Source organism: Rhodococcus sp. NPDC003382 (assembly GCF_053589135.1).
Genome location: NZ_JBSFRH010000003.1, coordinates 103,788 through 119,096 on the forward strand (window position 1 = coordinate 103,788; position 15,309 = coordinate 119,096).

Annotated in this window: 15 protein-coding genes; 4 read left to right on the top strand and 11 right to left on the bottom strand. The window is 67.8% G+C overall.

Annotated features, from left to right (window positions below):
• Window positions 1–128: 128 nt before the first annotated feature.
• Window positions 129–1,736: an AMP-binding protein gene (locus tag ACWDUD_RS03835; protein WP_450108373.1), complete on the top strand. Its 1,608-nt coding sequence runs from the start codon at window positions 129–131 to the stop codon at window positions 1,734–1,736.
• 18 nt (window positions 1,737–1,754) lie between these two features.
• Here ACWDUD_RS03835 and ACWDUD_RS03840 read toward each other — a convergent pair whose 3' ends face one another.
• From ACWDUD_RS03840 to ACWDUD_RS03860, 5 genes are all read right to left on the bottom strand, one after another.
• The gene (locus tag ACWDUD_RS03840; protein WP_197256452.1) at window positions 1,755–1,937 is read right to left on the bottom strand and encodes a hypothetical protein; all 183 of its coding nucleotides are present in this window, start codon (window positions 1,935–1,937) and stop codon (window positions 1,755–1,757) included.
• A gap of 235 nt (window positions 1,938–2,172) precedes the next feature.
• Window positions 2,173–2,817, bottom strand: a complete 645-nt coding sequence (locus ACWDUD_RS03845; protein ID WP_248673703.1) for a dihydrofolate reductase family protein — start codon at window positions 2,815–2,817, stop codon at window positions 2,173–2,175.
• A 121-nt stretch (window positions 2,818–2,938) separates the two neighbouring features.
• Window positions 2,939–3,331 (bottom strand): gas vesicle protein GvpJ, encoded by a 393-nt coding sequence (gvpJ, locus tag ACWDUD_RS03850; protein WP_231611528.1) that lies wholly within the window; start codon window positions 3,329–3,331, stop codon window positions 2,939–2,941.
• Window positions 3,332–3,498: 167 nt separating this feature from the next.
• Window positions 3,499–5,061 (bottom strand): hypothetical protein, encoded by a 1,563-nt coding sequence (locus tag ACWDUD_RS03855; protein ID WP_450108443.1) that lies wholly within the window; start codon window positions 5,059–5,061, stop codon window positions 3,499–3,501.
• Complete coding sequence (locus ACWDUD_RS03860) at window positions 5,058–5,216, bottom strand: hypothetical protein (protein WP_450108374.1); 159 nt, start codon at window positions 5,214–5,216, stop codon at window positions 5,058–5,060. Before ACWDUD_RS03860 ends, ACWDUD_RS03855 begins: the two co-directional genes overlap by 4 nt.
• A gap of 100 nt (window positions 5,217–5,316) precedes the next feature.
• On the opposite strand from ACWDUD_RS03860, the gene ACWDUD_RS03865 reads away from it, so the two are divergent.
• Complete coding sequence (locus ACWDUD_RS03865) at window positions 5,317–6,057, top strand: DUF429 domain-containing protein (RefSeq protein ID WP_450108375.1); 741 nt, start codon at window positions 5,317–5,319, stop codon at window positions 6,055–6,057.
• 18 nt (window positions 6,058–6,075) lie between these two features.
• On the opposite strand, the gene ACWDUD_RS03870 is transcribed toward ACWDUD_RS03865, so the two are convergent.
• From ACWDUD_RS03870 to ACWDUD_RS03880, 3 genes are all read right to left on the bottom strand, one after another.
• Window positions 6,076–6,513, bottom strand: coding sequence for an SRPBCC family protein (locus ACWDUD_RS03870; protein ID WP_197256461.1), 438 nt, complete (start codon window positions 6,511–6,513; stop codon window positions 6,076–6,078).
• Between the two features lie 70 nt (window positions 6,514–6,583).
• Window positions 6,584–8,263 carry a phospholipase D family protein gene (locus ACWDUD_RS03875; protein WP_450108376.1) on the bottom strand — a complete coding sequence of 560 codons (1,680 nt, stop codon included), beginning with the start codon at window positions 8,261–8,263 and terminating at the stop codon, window positions 6,584–6,586.
• Between the two features lie 111 nt (window positions 8,264–8,374).
• Entirely contained in the window at window positions 8,375–8,644 is a 270-nt protein-coding gene (locus tag ACWDUD_RS03880; protein ID WP_231611529.1) for a ZIP family metal transporter, read from the bottom strand.
• A gap of 580 nt (window positions 8,645–9,224) precedes the next feature.
• Here ACWDUD_RS03880 and ACWDUD_RS03885 point away from each other — a divergent pair.
• The gene (locus tag ACWDUD_RS03885) at window positions 9,225–9,701 is read left to right on the top strand and encodes an SRPBCC family protein (RefSeq protein WP_197256465.1); all 477 of its coding nucleotides are present in this window, start codon (window positions 9,225–9,227) and stop codon (window positions 9,699–9,701) included.
• Window positions 9,702–9,765: 64 nt separating this feature from the next.
• Here ACWDUD_RS03885 and ACWDUD_RS03890 read toward each other — a convergent pair whose 3' ends face one another.
• Window positions 9,766–10,170 (bottom strand): hypothetical protein, encoded by a 405-nt coding sequence (locus ACWDUD_RS03890; protein ID WP_197256467.1) that lies wholly within the window; start codon window positions 10,168–10,170, stop codon window positions 9,766–9,768.
• Window positions 10,171–10,354: 184 nt separating this feature from the next.
• On the opposite strand from ACWDUD_RS03890, the gene ACWDUD_RS03895 reads away from it, so the two are divergent.
• The gene (locus tag ACWDUD_RS03895) at window positions 10,355–11,023 is read left to right on the top strand and encodes a hemerythrin domain-containing protein (RefSeq protein ID WP_450108377.1); all 669 of its coding nucleotides are present in this window, start codon (window positions 10,355–10,357) and stop codon (window positions 11,021–11,023) included.
• Here ACWDUD_RS03895 and ACWDUD_RS03900 read toward each other — a convergent pair.
• Both ACWDUD_RS03900 and ACWDUD_RS03905 read right to left on the bottom strand, forming a co-directional pair.
• Window positions 11,001–13,319, bottom strand: coding sequence for an ATP-binding protein (locus ACWDUD_RS03900; protein ID WP_450108378.1), 2,319 nt, complete (start codon window positions 13,317–13,319; stop codon window positions 11,001–11,003). The two genes, ACWDUD_RS03895 and ACWDUD_RS03900, sit on opposite strands and share 23 nt — an antisense overlap.
• 669 nt (window positions 13,320–13,988) lie before the next feature.
• The gene (locus ACWDUD_RS03905) at window positions 13,989–15,188 is read right to left on the bottom strand and encodes a Fic family protein (RefSeq protein WP_450108379.1); all 1,200 of its coding nucleotides are present in this window, start codon (window positions 15,186–15,188) and stop codon (window positions 13,989–13,991) included.
• Window positions 15,189–15,309 lie beyond the last annotated feature (121 nt).

Genomic DNA, 15,309 nt, shown 5'->3' on the forward strand with positions numbered 1-15,309 from the left:
TCCACACAGTCTCGGCTGATCGGCCCGGGCAATCGGTACAAACCCTTCCACCACAGGTGCAACGTGTTCTAGATTCGTGGTCGGAGCCCGACGAAACGGACTCGGACGGTTGCAGGAGGGGATTCGGGATGCAGTTCAACCTTGCGGATGTATTCGAGACGGTCGCCGCCGCGGTGCCGGATCGCATCGCGCTCACCTACGAAGACCTGAACCTCACGTATGCGCAACTGGAAGCCGAATCCAACCGCACGGGACAGCTCTTCGCCCGCGCCGGAATTTCCCAGGGCGATCATGTGGCGCTGTTCCTCAAGAACAGCGTCGAACACGTCACGAGCATCCTCGGCCTCATCAAGATCCGAGCCGTGCCGATCAACGTCAACTACCGGTACACCCCCGCGGAACTCGAGTACATCTTCACCAATTCGGATTCGGCGGCGGTCGTCGTCGAGCTTCCGGAACATCAGCGGGTGCTCGCGTCCCTGCTCGACAGTTGTCCGCTGATCCGGTCGGTCTTCGTGGTGGGCGAGACCGAGGACGAGCTGCGGGAGGCTGCCGAGCGCCGGTCCGTCGCCGTGACCTCCTTCGCCGACGCATACGATCTGCCGGCCGAGGCCGAGTTCCCGACGCGCTCGGGAGACGACCTGTACCTGCTCTACACGGGTGGCACGACGGGATACCCGAAGGGTGTCATGTGGCGGCACGACGACTTCTTCCGCAAGCCGCTCTCCGGAGGCAACCCGTACGGCACCGAACCGCGGAAGGATCTCGCCGAGGTGGCGGCGGGAGCGAAGGAGTTCCCCGGCCTCGCGTTCCTCATTGCAGCACCCCTCATGCACGGTGCCGCCCTGTACTCGCTGTTCACGTTCTTCACGCTCGGTGCCCGGGTCGTGCTGAGGCGGGATTTCGACGCGAAGAAGGTCGTCGAGTCCATCGAGAAGGACAAGGTGCAGGTGATTCTCATCGTCGGGGACGGTATGGGATTGCCGTTGGTCGACGAGATGGAACGCAGGAAGGGCGAGGTCGACTACAGTTCGCTGTTCTCGATCACCTCGGGCGGCGCGATCTGGTCGACGAGTGTGCGCGACCGGATGCTCGCCGTGAAGCCGGATTTGTTGTTGCGCGACAACTTCGGTGCCTCGGAATCCGGCAACGACGGCGCGTTCGACGTCGACGAGGCCGGAAATCTGCGGATGCCGCCGTCGCCCAACATGATTCTCGTCGACGAGCGCCTCGAGCAGATTCCGCCGGGTTCGGACGACGTCGGATACATCGCGCGGATCGGCAACGTACCCCTCGGCTACTACAAGGACGAGGAGAAGACCGCCAGGACGTTCCCGACCCGCGCCGACGGTACCCGCCTGTCGGTCCTCGGCGACATGGGTCGCGTGGAGGCCGACGGCACCATCGTCTTCCTCGGGCGTGGCTCGCAGTGCATCAACACCGGTGGCGAGAAGGTCTTCGCCGAGGAGGTCGAGGCCGCACTGCATGCGCACCCGGCCGTCGCGGACGCCCTCGTCGTGCCCGTGCCGGACGAGCGTATGGGGCAGGCCGTCGCCGCGGTCATCGCCACCTACCCGGACACGGGCGAGTTGACGCTGGAAGAGGTGCAGGAGCACTGCCGCAAGTCGTTGGCGGGCTACAAGATCCCGCGTTCGATCGTCGTCGTCGACGAGGTGAAGAGGACGCCGGCCGGCAAGGCGGACTACCGGTGGGCGACCGCTCAGGCAGCCCGGTAGGGACGCCGCCGGGCGTCGTCACCGGTCGTGCGGTTCGTGGTCCCAGTACGTCCAGTACTGCATGGAACCGGGAGCGGTGCCCAGGTCGATGTATGCGCGTCGTCTCCAGACGACGCGCATCCACACACGACCTCCGTCGGTGGTGTCCACCGGTCGCCAGGCGAACCAACGGTGCGCGGGGCCGTAGGTGCGAACGGTCATGCCAGGCCTCGCACGGTTCGTTCCGCGATCTCGTTCGCGTCGGTCACTAATCTGTCGGTCGTGTGCGTCGGGCCCGGCCTGGTATGCAATGTTTCTCCTGAATCGACACTGAGATCTCGGCGCGGACACCCGCAGTGCATGTTTCCGCTGCCACGTGATCGACCGGAATGTCCGGCTCGTTACGCATAAACTTGGAGAAACTGCAGGTCACAGACAACTCGGCTGTGGGCGGGCTTCAGTCGTCGCGTCCGACGCCGCGAGCGGGTGCGCTCATGTCTCCCGTCTCCGGCGTGCCGGGGGCGAGTCCGTAGCGCAGGTACACGGTGCCCTTCCCGCTCGCGACCGGCGGTTCGAGGAGGGTGAGGTTCGTGGGCACCGCGCCCCCGTCGAACACCTTCTTCCCGACGCCGAGCACGATCGGGTGCACCCACAGGTCGAGCCGGTCGAAGAGTTTCTCGCGCAGGAGTGTCTGCACCAGGTTGAGACTCCCGACGACCTTGGTGTGCCCGTGCCGGTCGCGGATCTCGCGCACCGCGGCCGCCAGATCCGGGCCGAGTTGCGTGGACCCGGCCCACGAGAGGTCGGGTTTGCCGCGGGAGGCCACGTACTTGGGGACGCTGTTGAAGAGAGTGGCGATGCCGCCGTCCTCGCCGCCCTCCTGATGTGGCCAGTAGGCGGCGAAGATGTCGTAGGTCCGCCGGCCGAGCAGGAGAGCGTCCGTGTCCTCGTACGCGGCACCGACCTGCGCACCGGTGACCTCGTCGATCAGGGGCGCCTGCCAGCCGCCGAACGGGAACCCCTCCGGGTCCTCGTCGGGGCCGCCGGGTGCCTGCCCGACGAGGTCGAGGGTTGCGAACAGTTCGATGTCGATGAGTCCCATTCCGTACTCCCGTAGGTTGGTTGTCTCGGCAAGAGGGGTAGACCTTCGGGCCTCGGCAGAATCATCGCTGCGCTCGCCGTAGGTCATCGGCTCACGCAGGCACCTCACTGCACGACGATCGTTACTTCCGCCGGCGTTGCTCGGCGACGTCGTCGAGGAACCCGAGGATCTTTTCGGCCGCCGAGTCCAGAGCGCTGTTGGTCTTCTTCTTGGCGGCGCTTTCGATGGCCTTGCCGCCGATGTCACCGACGATGTCGGGCAGGCCCTTCGGTTCGGTCTGGGAGATCTCGAGCCGGTTCACGGCCTCGGCGAAGCGCAGGTAGGTGTCGACGCTGGCGACCACGATGCGGGCGTCGATGGTCACGAGCTCGATGCCGACGAGCGAGACTCGTACGAACGCGTCGATGACGAGGCCCTTGTCCAGAATGGTGTCGATGACCTCCGCCAGGCCGGACGAGTTCGGGCGGGCCATCGTCCCGCCACCTCCATTACCGCCGGGTTGGATCGATGTCATGGCGGTCACTCCTCATGGTGCGGTGCGCGCAGGTGCGTAAAGACGTTGTGGAGCAACGCCTTACATCCCGGCCATTGGTTGGAGGCTTCCGGCGCCCCTGGCTCACCCTTCCATCATGCTCCTTCGAAGACCCGCCTCGATGACAATCCTCGACACGGCCGTCGGAATCATCGCAATGCTTGTCCCGAGGGCATCCCGAACGGCCGGAAGGCCACGGCGCCCCAGTCCCGCCACGGCGGGCACGGTGGGGGAGTGCGGCCGTTCAGGAAGCGGATCGTCGCGTCCTCGAATGCTGCCGATGCGGGCAGGTTCGGGTGGGCGACGCGCGCCGGGCACCCGTTTCGTTCGACATCCAGTCGGTGGTCCGTCATCAAGGGCAGATCGGCGGCCGAAGGCAGGCTCATGGCACGTACATTCTGCGGAAGTCGCTGAGCAAGAATCGATTCCGCTGTTCCCGCCGTACCGAGCAGGTCCCGCGCGGCGGGGGAGTCCGGGTCGAAGTGGAAGTCGATCAGGCCGGCGGACGATGCCGCGACCCGCAGCAGGTCGCCCAGGACGCGGCCGGGTTCGTCCACGTGCGGTGGAGGGTAACCGGTCGGGGTGCTCGAAAAGGCGCCGACCAGCAGCAACGCGTCGACGTCGACCCGGCCGGTGGCGGCGGCTTCCCACACCACCCAGACGGCGTGCGAGTGCGCGGCGACCACAAGTGGGCGAGGCAACGCGGATGCCTGCTCGACGAACAGATCGACCTGCTCCCGGAACGGCCTCTCGGTGTCGGTGGGTCCGTAGGGGGCGCCGGTGCGGATCGGGCAGGTCGCGTCCTCCTGTGGTTGCCCGTTACCCGGTCCGGCATACGAGAAGTAGTACACCTGCTCGCAGCGGTAGCCGAGGCGGTGCACGTCCGTCGCGTGGATCACGCTCCGTCCCGACGCCGAGTTGATTCCGGCCACGATCAACAGCGAACCCGGTTGTGGCGGACCGGGTTCCGGTTCGTCGTACCCGCGGGTTGCGACGAACGCGATCGACACGGCGGTGAGCACCGCGACGAGCGCGGTCAGGGCTGCTCGCGGTCGTCGCAATGCCGGGCGGTCCATCATCGCGATCGTCAGCCCGGTCGCGACGGCCGAGACCGGCACGAGCGGCACGGTCAGGCCCGGGATCCGATCGGCCACGGCACCCAGCGCCAGGACCACCGCACAGTACGGCAGCATCACCTCGACCCGCAGCCCACGCCGCCAGGTCAGTGCGACGGCCTCGCGCAACCGGGGCCGGCCCTGCCACGGCACCGCGCCGAGAGTGAATACCAGCGCCCCGACCAGGGCGACTGCGGGCCAGAACAACCGCGAGTACAGGACCGCGTAGGCGACGGCATCGGCGAACGCCGCCACCAGCACCGGCCCGAACGCAACCGCGTAGAACAGGGCGGCGAATCGCAGGCGGCGGGCGTCGAGGCCGCCCAGCAGCCACGCCATGAGCACCATCCGGACCGCGGTCACGCCGGCGAGCAACGCCAGGAACACCGGCCACGACGACGCCCGCGACAGCAGGAGCCGCAGGTCGGTGAACTGATCCAGCGGCGGCAGCGCCACGAGGTGGATCAGGCCGGGCCAGGTCGGGATCGCGCCCGTCGCGGCGAGCAGCACGACGAACGCCGCCGTCGCCGCGAGCGGCCACCAGCGCGTCCACCGTCCCTTCCGGTGCGAGCCGGATCGCGGACCGGCTCCGGTCAGGGGGTCTTCGTCCGTCTGTCCACTTCCTTCTCGACGGCGACGGCGAGGTCGTGGACGACCCTGGAGTGCCATTGCTTGTGTGCCTCGAGATCTGCGGCGAGTGCGTGACAGTCCGGGCATTCCTGCGCCGGGCTGGTGTGCTGGGTGTGCTCCATGGCGATGCACCTCCTGGAAAGGATCCGCCTCCACCGTGGCACGAATACGGAAGGTAATCCACGGGGGCACGCAGTGCAGCCAGCGGATACCGTGGCGTGGGTGCAGACGGTAGGGGTCGACCTCGCGGCGGAACCGGCGAAGACGGCGGTCGCCACCCTCGCTTGGGAGGACGGCACCGCGACGGTCCGGGAGTTGCGGCTCGGCGCGACCGACCGGGAGGTCATGAACGCGGTGACGGCGGCGGACCGGAGCGGCATCGACGCGCCGTTCGGATGGCCGGACGCGTTCGTCGACTTCGTCGCCGCACACCACCGCCTCGAGTACTCGCGCGAACGCGCCCTGAGCAGCCGCTCCGGACGCCTCCCGTTGGTCCGGCGGTTGACCGACCGCATCGTGCATGCCGAGACGGGGATCGTCCCGCTGAGCGTGTCCGCAGACCTCATCGCGCATGTTGCGCTCCGGTGCGCGGGACTGCTCGCCGAACTCGAGGCGGTCGGGGTCGATGTCGACCGCGTCGACGGAGCCGTGGTCGAGGTGTATCCCGCCGCGGCGTTACGGGGCTGGGACCTGCCGTTCAAGGGTTACAAGAGTACGAAGAACCGCGAGGTGCGGGCCGCGTCCGTGGCTGCACTGGAACAGGCCCTTCCGGAACTGGATCTCGGTGGCTTCCGGGACCTCTGCATCACCTCGGACGACGCGTTCGATGCGGTCGTCGCGGGCCTTGCCGCACGGGCCGCAGCGCTCGGGAGAACCACCCGACCCGATGCGACGCAGCGAGCTGTCGCCGTCCGGGAAGGCTGGATCCATGTGCCGCTGTGCGGAATCCGTGAGTTGCTCTGAGATCAGGTGTAGCGGGGATCAGGTGTAGCGGGCGAGGACGAAGTCGGTCAGCCCCCTACGGATCGCGTCGAGGGCATGTTTCTGGCCGCGCCGAAGAACGAAACCGGGGACGGGCACCTTCGGATCCAGTGACATGGTGACCTGCACGCGGGTGCCGTGTTCGCTCGGTTCCAGTGCGTACATCCCGTCCTGGCTGCGCTGCATCGTGCTGTCGACCAGGGTCCAGGACGTCGATCGTTCGGTCCAGTCGTGTTCGATCGTCTGGGTGTCGGAGAACCCGAACAGCGACAACGTCATCCGTATCCGGCGGGGACGGCCCTCAGGGTCCCGGGTGAGGACCTCGACGTTCTTGTGGGCCGACGACCATTCGGGAATGTGTTCGACATCCTCGAGCGCGCGCATCACCTGTTCTGGCGCGGCGTCGATGTCGAATCGGTCGGAGACGGTGACCGCCATGCTGGGTACTCCTCACCGGTGTCGGATTGTGGAGTCCGCGTACCCCGTCGAGGGGTGGGCCAATCGTCGGTCAGTAGGTACGGCGCAGCCGCATCCGGATCGGCCGCCCGTCCGGGTCGACGATCAACCGGTAGACCAGGGAGGCGGCAACCTGTTGCCACTGCGGCGGCACATCGATGTGGTGGCGGCGCAGCCGACCCGCCGGCCTCGTACCCGCCGACGGTGCCTTGTGCCAACGGTCCAGGGCATCGACGCTGGTTCGGACGACGTCGAAGAACTCGTCCAGATCGACCAGATCGGAGTCGTCACCGTCCTTCCTGGCGAGATGCTCCCGGGCCAGCTCGAGACGCAGATCGCGAGCGAATCGACGGGCGCCGTCACCGAGTCCCGCCGGGTCGACGGGCGCGCGCGTGTCCCGCACGGTGTCCAGCACGGCGGCAGTCAGTTCCGAATCATGGGTCCAGGAACGCCGGTTGAAATTGTCGCTGCCGACCGCCGCCCACGTGTCGTCGACGATGCACACCTTCGAGTGCACGTACACGGGGATGCCCCGGTCGTTCTCGAGGTCGAGGACCAGCACGCGATCGCCACCCGCGTCACGGATGGTCTCGAGCGCCGACGAGTGCCCCAACAGCGCGGACGGGATGGTGATGGGGCTGTCCTCGTCGAGGAACTTGGGGACGACCGCCACCAGGCGCAGTCCCGGTTCGCGGCGCAGTGCCTCGGCGAACACACGCGCCACATCCACCGACCACAGGTACTGATCCTCCACGTACACCAGACTTCGGGCCCGGTGCAGCACCTTCGCGTAGGCCTGGGCCGCGCTCCGCTCCCCGTCCCTTGCGAACGGATACGCAGGCCGGCGACGCGGATAGGTTCGCAACAACTGCACCGAACAGGTTCCGCACGGAGCGGGTGGTGCAGCGGGAGGAGGCAGTTCGGACGGGGAGCGGGTGACGCCTCGCAGAATGTCGGGCAGAGCGTGCCACGGCAATCGGGACAACGCGGCGGGGTCTTCCCAGCGCTCACGGAAGACGTCCTCGACGTCGCGGACGGCGGGGCCGTGGATTTGCAACTGCGCATCGTGCCATGCCGGGGTCTCGCCGTACTCGGGTGGGAACGGTCGGCTCATCGGATCGCCGAAGTGGTCGGCGTCGTCGCGTCGTGCCCGCGCGAGGTCGATACCGCCGACGAACGCGACGTCCGGCGTGTCCGGGTCGGCGTAGCGCACCACGACGAATTTCTGGTGATGACTGCCGAAGACGGGAACTCGCTGGTCGAGGATCACCTCCCCACCGGCCGCCTCGAGAATCTTCGCGAGCTTGCGGTTGCGGCGGCCGGGATAGCCCAGCGTCTCGATGTGGGAGCGCCACATCATGCCCTTGACGATCGCACCGCGACGCGCGGCGGCGGCGAATGCGCCGGCCACCGTCACGCCGTCGACGAGCTGTTGATCGGGGTCGCCGCGCCAATCCGTGAACAGCACCAGGTCATTCGGTCCGGCGCGGTGCAGGGCGTCCGCCAGCGCCGCGAAGTACACCTTGCCGTGGATCAGCGGAGTGACGTCGTTGCCGTCGGTCCATTGTCGAATCCTGGTGTCGCTGTTGCCCCGTTCCTCGCCGCTGAGAAGCCAGGGATGGCCCGGATCGAAGTGCTCGCGGCGTCCCGTCAGTGCGAGGCTGGATCGGTCGAACACCGACGAAACGCGGCGCGCGAGTACGCCGAGTCGATGCAACTCGGTCCCTACCATTGCTCGAATCAGGTTCCGGGGCATCCGAGTATCTTCCCACGACCCCGGCAGACGAGTGTGGTTCGCGCGTCTCGCAGTCGGGTCGACCTCGGCGTTTCCTACCCCGCCACATCACACCGAGGCAAGGACGTACGAGAGGACGAATCCGGCGGCAGTGCTCAATGCGACCGTCGGGCCGCCTTTTTCGTAGGCCTCGGGCATGAGGGTGTCCGCCAGGGACGCGAGCACCGCACCGGCGGCGAAGGCGAGCGGCAACGAGATCGTCTCGGGTGCACTCGAGGCGAGCGGTCCGGCGCCCACGACGACGGCCAGAGTGAGCAGCACGGCGCAGATCACCCACGTGCCGAGGATGAAGGTCTGGGATCGGCCCTGCGCGCGCATGGACGCGCTCCCGACCAGTGCTTCGGGGCGGCTCCGCTGACGGAGGCGGTGGAGGGTGCCTTCTCCGTCGCGGCGTCGAGGTCGAGCTTCTCGCTGCCTTGCGACTGGCGGTGTCTGCCTCGGCCAGCCGGTCCAGTTGCCGGTTGAGGAGGGTGAAGACGATCGCGCCGACCGCGAGTCCGAGCGCGGCGCGCCAGATGCCGCCCTTCTCGTACGACTCTTCGAACAGTTCGAAGGTCAACGCGGTGATCAGTGCGCCTGCGGCGAACGCCAGCATGGCGGCGAGTGCACGCTTGGGGATGGTGAACCGTCCGCCGACCAGCGCGCCGAGGACCAGGGCGCTCGAGGCGATCACTCCGAAGATCAACGACTCGATGATGACGCCACCTCTTCCCTCATACCTCGGTAGCCGAGGAGACCACTCCGACGAGTCCCGAGTACCCCGTTTCGGAGGCACCGCCCACCTGTAGCCGGGAAACGGATCCGCTCGGCCGCCAGTCGTACACTGCGACGATCGAGCAGGAGGATGACTGGTGGCCAAGCGGATACCCGCGAATTCGGACTCGCCTCGTAAGGCAGGATGGTGGCCATGCAGACTGCACCCTTGACCTTCGAGTCCTCCGTCGTCGTTTCCGCAACACCGGACGAGGTGTACGCCCTCGTCTCCGATGTCACCCGCACGGGGGAGTGGTCTCCCGTCTGCGCGGAGTGCTGGTGGGACGAAGGTCAGGGTCCCGAGGTCGGTGCCTTCTTCACCGGGCGGAACGTGACTCCCGAACGTACCTGGGAGACACGGTCGGAGGTGGTCGTCGCATCCCCGGGTCGTGAGTTCGCGTGGTCGGTCGGTCCCGGTTTCGTGCGCTGGAGCTATCTGATGAAGCCCGCGGACGCCGGCACGGAGCTGACGGAGACCTGGGAGTTCACCGAGGCCGGGCTGAAGTTCTTCCACGAGCGGTTCGGCGCCGATGCGCCCCGCGAGATCGCCGGACGGGAACAGGCCGCCCGCAGCGGTATTCCCGCGACATTGGACGCGATCAAGCGCATCATCGAGGGCTGACGCCGGGCGCTTTCGTCTTTCCTGTTTCCACGAGCGGATACCCCGGAAGGGCGGAGTTCGCGGATCAGTGCACCGAGAGCGACGATCGGACCCGGCCCACCATCGAATACGCGGCGATCATCAGCAATCCGACGTAGACGTCGTTCTCGAACCAGCCGAACACGGTCTGCTTTTCCGCGGTGAACGTGGTCGGGTAGTAGAAGACGCTGATCGCCAGCAGCACGACGAGGTAGGCGAGCACGCCGATCCGGGCCCAGGCTTCCTGTCGGCGCGCGAGCCACACCGAGCCGAATCCGACGGCGTAGAACAGCCAGGCGGCAGGTGTCGTCACGGTGAAGGTCGGGTCTTCGATGCCCGCGGCCGCTGCGTACACGGTGTGGACCGCGGACAGTGTGAACGCAGTGGCGAGCACCCACGGGACGGCGTTGGTGGTCGCGGTGGCGGGGGATGTGGTGGTGGCGGTTGCCATGGACGGCTCCTCGTGTCGGGCGGCTCTTGTGGTCGCCGTGTGCATCGACACTCGGTCGAACGGCCGGCGGGTGACAGCCACAGCGGCGAAGTGTGGGGGCAGTGTGGGGGTGACGTGGATGGGAGTCGGACGCTGCGCCGCGCAGGCTGAATGCGTACCGATCACAACCACTTCGGAGGTTCACATGACCGCCATCAGCCCTGCTTCCCCGTCTCTCCCCGATGTCAACGAAATGTTCGTCATCCACCGCGTCTTCCGGCGTGAGTTCACCGCGCTGCCGAAGCTGATCCGGGCCGTTGCCGAGGGCGACACCACACGCGCTCGGCTGGTCGCGGAGCACCTCACACTGCTTCTCGACGGGCTGCACATGCATCACACCGGCGAGGACGCGGTGCTGTGGCCGCTGCTCCAGGTGCGTGCCGCTCCGTCGACGGCACTCGTCGAGACGATGCAGCACCAGCACGGGATCGTCGAGAGTCGCACCGAGGGGGTCCGGGCGCAGAATGCGGCCTGGGCACAGGCGCCGACACCGATCGGCGGCGAGCAGCTCGCGCGGACGGTCGAAGGCCTGGCGGCCGCGCTGTTCGAGCACCTCGAGCTCGAGGAACGGGAGATCCTGCCGCTCGTGTCGTGCCACATCACCGTCGAGGAGTGGCAGAGCCTCGGAGACCACGGTCGTGACGCGATGTCTCCCCGGCAACTCCCGCTGATGTTCGGCGCCATCCTCGAAGAGGCCGACGACGACGAGCGGGCCCGGATGCTGGGACAGTTCCCGATCCCGGTGCGTCTGTTCCTGCGCACCGTCGGTGCCCGCCTGTACCGGCGCTACATCACGCGCGTGCGCGCCGCGTGAGTTCGTCTGCCAGGTCGGCGAGCTCGGGCGCTGTCGCGGTGCGGCCGGCATCCCAGGCTTCCTGGAAGGCGGCCTCGCCGAGGAGGCTGCGCGCGGTGGCCAGGTCCTGCGCCGCGAGCTCACGGGACACCGGGAACCGAGGGTCTATCGCGTCGGTCACCGACAGGGACGCCGACGCAGCGAAGAGCATGGCGGCGGCCCGCGGTTCGCCCAGCTGCACGGCCACTCCGGCCAGGGCGGGCAGCGCATAGCTCAGCGTCCAGCTCATCCGCGAATCCAGCGACCGGGTAGTGGACTCCGCGAGCAGCGCAGCCGTGCCGGCGGTGTCACCTCGGAGAGCGGTGACCGTGGCCCGGCGATTCAGGCTGGTAGCGAGGGTGAAGTCGTTGCCGATGCTTCGCCCGATCTCGAGCGCACGGCCGAGCACCCGGTCTGCCTCGTCGAGATCTCCGCGAACCAGCGCGAGCTGTCCGAACGCGACCAGCGTGTGCGCCTCCTCCCACCGCAACCCGGCTCCCGACGCGCCCACCAGCGCTTCGTCGAGCAGGTCGCGGGCCCGGTCGAGGTCACCGGCGAAGATCGCGGCGTGCCCGGCCAGGATCGCCGCCTCGACTGCCAGGGGGGCGTCGCCGACACGGCGTGCCAGCGGCACCGCAGTCCAGGCCACCTCCCGCATGCCGGCGATGTCGCCGGTGGCGAACAGCAGACCCAGCCGGCCGACCAGAGCTCGGGCGCGGACCGCGTCGGATCCCTGCACCCTCGCCCGGTCCAGCCACTCGAGCCCTTCACGGGCATGGCCCCGCAGGGCGAGGTAGATCCACACGGTGGCCGCCAGCTCTGCGGCATCGTCGCTGTGGCCCAGCTCGAGCAGGCGCAGGAAGGCCGAGCGCAGATTGGCGTGGTCTGCCTCCAGGCGATCGAGCTCGGTGCACAGGCCCGGACCGCGCAGCCGCGGTCCCGCGTCGAGGGCGAAGGACCGATACCACCGGGCATGACGATCAGCGGCAGCCGCCGACCCTCCGGCGGCGACGAGTCGCTGTCCGGCGTACTGGCGGACCGGCTCGAGCAGCCGGAAGCGTGGTTCGTCCTCGGGCGGCGTGCTGAGAGAGATCGGGCTGGGGGCGACCAGCGAGTGGGCGACGAGCACGGTGAGCGGGGCGAGCACGTCGTCGAGGCCGGTCACCGCGGCAGCGGCGTCGAGGGTGAAGCCGCCGGAGAAGACCGCGAGCTGCTCGAACACCGCAGCGTCGGTGTCGTCGACGAGGTCGAGACTCCAGTCGAGCGTGGCCGTCATCGTGCGCTGGCGTTCGGCGAGATCACGGGGACCGGGGGGTACCTCGTGGACTTCGAGGCGAGCGAGCAGCGCCGCCGGTGGCAGCAGGCGGGCGCCCGCCGCGGCGAGCTCGAGTGCCAAGGGCAGCCCGTCGAGGTGACGACAGATGGCAGCCACGACGGGAGCGTTCTGTGTGTCCAGCGTCGGATCGACTCCCGCCGCGGAGGCGCGGTCCAGGAAGAGCCGGACCGCTTCGGAAGCCAGGACATCGTCGTACCGGTCGCTCGCGGGGAGAGGTAGGGGGCCGAGACCGACCTCGTGTTCGGCCCGGACGCGCAACGCCGCACGACTCGTCACCAGCAGCATGAGCCCCGGGCACCGGGTCAGCAGATCGGCCACGTCGGGGCCCGCGTCGAGGAGGTGCTCGAAGTTGTCCAGGAAAACCAGCGCACGACGACCCGCGAACGCGGCGACCAGCCGTTCGGTGACTCCGCCCGCGCCGCGCTCGGGCAGGTCGACCGCGGCGGCGAGTTGCGGCAGGACCTGTGCCGGATCGCGGACCGGTGCCAGGTCCACGGCGACGGTGACGTCGTACGAAGGAGCCAACTGCTCCAGCACCGCGAACGCCACGCGGGTCTTGCCGACGCCGCCCGGCCCGGTGACCGTGACCAGGCGCCTGCCCGACGACACCAGTGCAGCGATGCGTTCGATGTCCCCGTCCCGGCCGATCAGGTCGGTGGCCGGCGCGGCCACCGACCAGGTGCCTGTGCGGCGCGGCGCGGGACGCGCGGAAGCGGGAATCGCAGCGCTGAGACGGTCGCGGTCGGCGTCGTCGAGGTCGAGCGCGGCGGCCAGTGCCCGGACCGTGTGCGGGTAGGGACGCTGCCGCTCCCCACGCTCGAGCGCGCTCACGGCCTTGACCGAGAGACCGGCTCGTTCGGCGAGCTCCTCCTGGGTCAGGCTGCGGGACTTGCGCAGACGCTGCAGGACGGCACCGAAGCTGTTGTCGTTCGCCTGCGTCACAGCAGGGACGGTAGCCGACCGGCGGCACCATCACACGCTTCAGGGAAGAAGTGGGGCGTGGGAGAAATGCATTTCGAAGTCGGTGCTCAGGTGGGGAGAGGTGTTCACCGATGGCGGTTCGTGCTGGGCTGCACGCGGATTGGGTTGGTGACCGGTCGGCGATCACACTCGGGTCGCATCGACCGTTCTCCGACCCGACGCCGTGCGACCCCCCGAGGAAACGCGACGCGGACTCACGTTCGTGCCCAAGGAGATTCGTGACGCACGACCGGTGCTCGACCGTGGAGGCACATGTATGAGCGGATCCGCTTGGCCGTCGGTCACACGCTGTGACGATCGAACCAGCGAATGGTTGGCGATCGAGCGGATACCCGAGAAGGGAGCACTCCGGCGGATGAGGAGTGGATGGAGGGGTGTTCACCTATTCCGTCTTGCCCCGGCCCGAACACGGGTTCGCGAAGCTGACCAGTCGGTAATCACAACGAGCCACACCCGCCGATCACGCGGATCCGAACGCTGTCGTCGCAGTCCGGTCGGTCGAGAGCTCATGAGCCGGCGGACGCGCAGGAACGGCACTCCCAGTAGATCGGTCGCCATCTCCTGGACCTACTCCGGTGGTGTTGCGGGAGACTTGCAGACGCTCGACACCTCGGCGCGCAACTGTGCCCACTATCCTCTGCGGTGTTTGGCGCGAGCAGCAAACTCGTCCAGGACGCGGACCACGTCTTTGGCTTGCCAAATCCGGTTCCGCCGGCCATCGGTGATCTGGGCGAGTATCTCCGCGTCTACCAACCGATCGATCGCGATCTGCGCGTTGGCGCCGGTGACCTCGAGGGTCGAAGCGACAAGCTTGCTGTCCACGACCGGTTGACGAAGAAGGAGGTCGACCAGTCGGTGCGCCGCTGAGTCTCGCCGCGCCTTTACGCGGGTGCGCCAGTCGGCACGAACCGATTCCAGGTCTCGGACGAGGTGACGACCATTGGCGATCGCAGCAGATGACGCGTCCACGATCGAACGCACGATCGGCTCGACGTTACCCGAGCGGTACTCGCCGAGCGCCTCGAAATACTCTGCAGTGTTGTGGAGTAGACCCGCGGAGACCGGAACGGTAACGCTGCGCGTGAGCCGTCCACCGCGAAGCATTGCCTGAATCAGTGCGCGACCGACACGCCCGTTCCCGTCAATGAAGGGGTGGATGGTTTCGAACTGCGCATGCGCGATCGCGATCTGCGCCATTACCGGCAGATCGACCCGATTGGAGAAGACGATCAAGTCGTCGATCAGTCCCGAAATATGGTCATGGTGCGGGGGCACGAACTGTGCGGTGTGTGGCCCGAGACTCCGCCCGCCGATCCACACCTGTTCCCGTCGCCATCGACCGGCGATGTTCGGATCGTCGTGCTCGAGCAGTGCCCGATGCATCCGCAAGACCGCCTGGGTGTCGATGGAATCGGACAACTCCAACGCGGCTTGCGTCGCTCTGACGTTTCCGACTATCAGACGGGCATTGCGGGAAGCATGCTCGCCGAGTTCAGCCAGCGCGATCTGCCGCGCTCCGCTCGTGAGATTTTCGATTTCCGAACTAGACGCACTCTCGGTGCGGAGCAGGATGGATGCGAACGGAGCGGTGATGTGACCGACCTCGACGTCGAAACGGGTGAGTTCCGTCGCTGCTTCCTCTGCAAGCGCCTGCAACTCGTCGTTCAGTGAGATCGATTGGTGCGCAATGAAAGCTGGCACTGCCGCACGGTAGGGGCCCGAGGTGAGGTGGCGCTCGCGTCGGGCCCCGTAGTTGCCCACCGAGCTGACCCACGGACGTTGCTCGTAGGCAACGGGGGGCCACGATGGACCGTCGTCAACCGATGGCACCCGGATACCATACCATTGGTTAGTATATTAACCAATGGTATGAGTTCGGCGGACGCGCGGTTTGCGATGCAACCGTCGGGCGTGCCGGCCTGGGTTCTGGGCCGATACCGACCGTCCGCTC

Coding starts and splice junctions, on each gene's coding strand:
- ACWDUD_RS03890 (WP_197256467.1), bottom strand. CDS start 10,170: ATGGCAACCGCCACCACCACATCCCCCGCCACCGCGACCACCAACGCC.
- ACWDUD_RS03895 (WP_450108377.1), top strand. CDS start 10,355: ATGACCGCCATCAGCCCTGCTTCCCCGTCTCTCCCCGATGTCAACGAA.
- ACWDUD_RS03835 (WP_450108373.1), top strand. CDS start 129: ATGCAGTTCAACCTTGCGGATGTATTCGAGACGGTCGCCGCCGCGGTG.
- ACWDUD_RS03880 (WP_231611529.1), bottom strand. CDS start 8,644: ATGCGCGCGCAGGGCCGATCCCAGACCTTCATCCTCGGCACGTGGGTG.
- ACWDUD_RS03845 (WP_248673703.1), bottom strand. CDS start 2,817: ATGGGACTCATCGACATCGAACTGTTCGCAACCCTCGACCTCGTCGGG.
- ACWDUD_RS03860 (WP_450108374.1), bottom strand. CDS start 5,216: ATGGAGCACACCCAGCACACCAGCCCGGCGCAGGAATGCCCGGACTGT.
- ACWDUD_RS03885 (WP_197256465.1), top strand. CDS start 9,225: ATGGTGGCCATGCAGACTGCACCCTTGACCTTCGAGTCCTCCGTCGTC.
- ACWDUD_RS03875 (WP_450108376.1), bottom strand. CDS start 8,263: ATGGTAGGGACCGAGTTGCATCGACTCGGCGTACTCGCGCGCCGCGTT.
- gvpJ (WP_231611528.1), bottom strand. CDS start 3,331: ATGACATCGATCCAACCCGGCGGTAATGGAGGTGGCGGGACGATGGCC.
- ACWDUD_RS03840 (WP_197256452.1), bottom strand. CDS start 1,937: ATGACCGTTCGCACCTACGGCCCCGCGCACCGTTGGTTCGCCTGGCGA.
- ACWDUD_RS03870 (WP_197256461.1), bottom strand. CDS start 6,513: ATGGCGGTCACCGTCTCCGACCGATTCGACATCGACGCCGCGCCAGAA.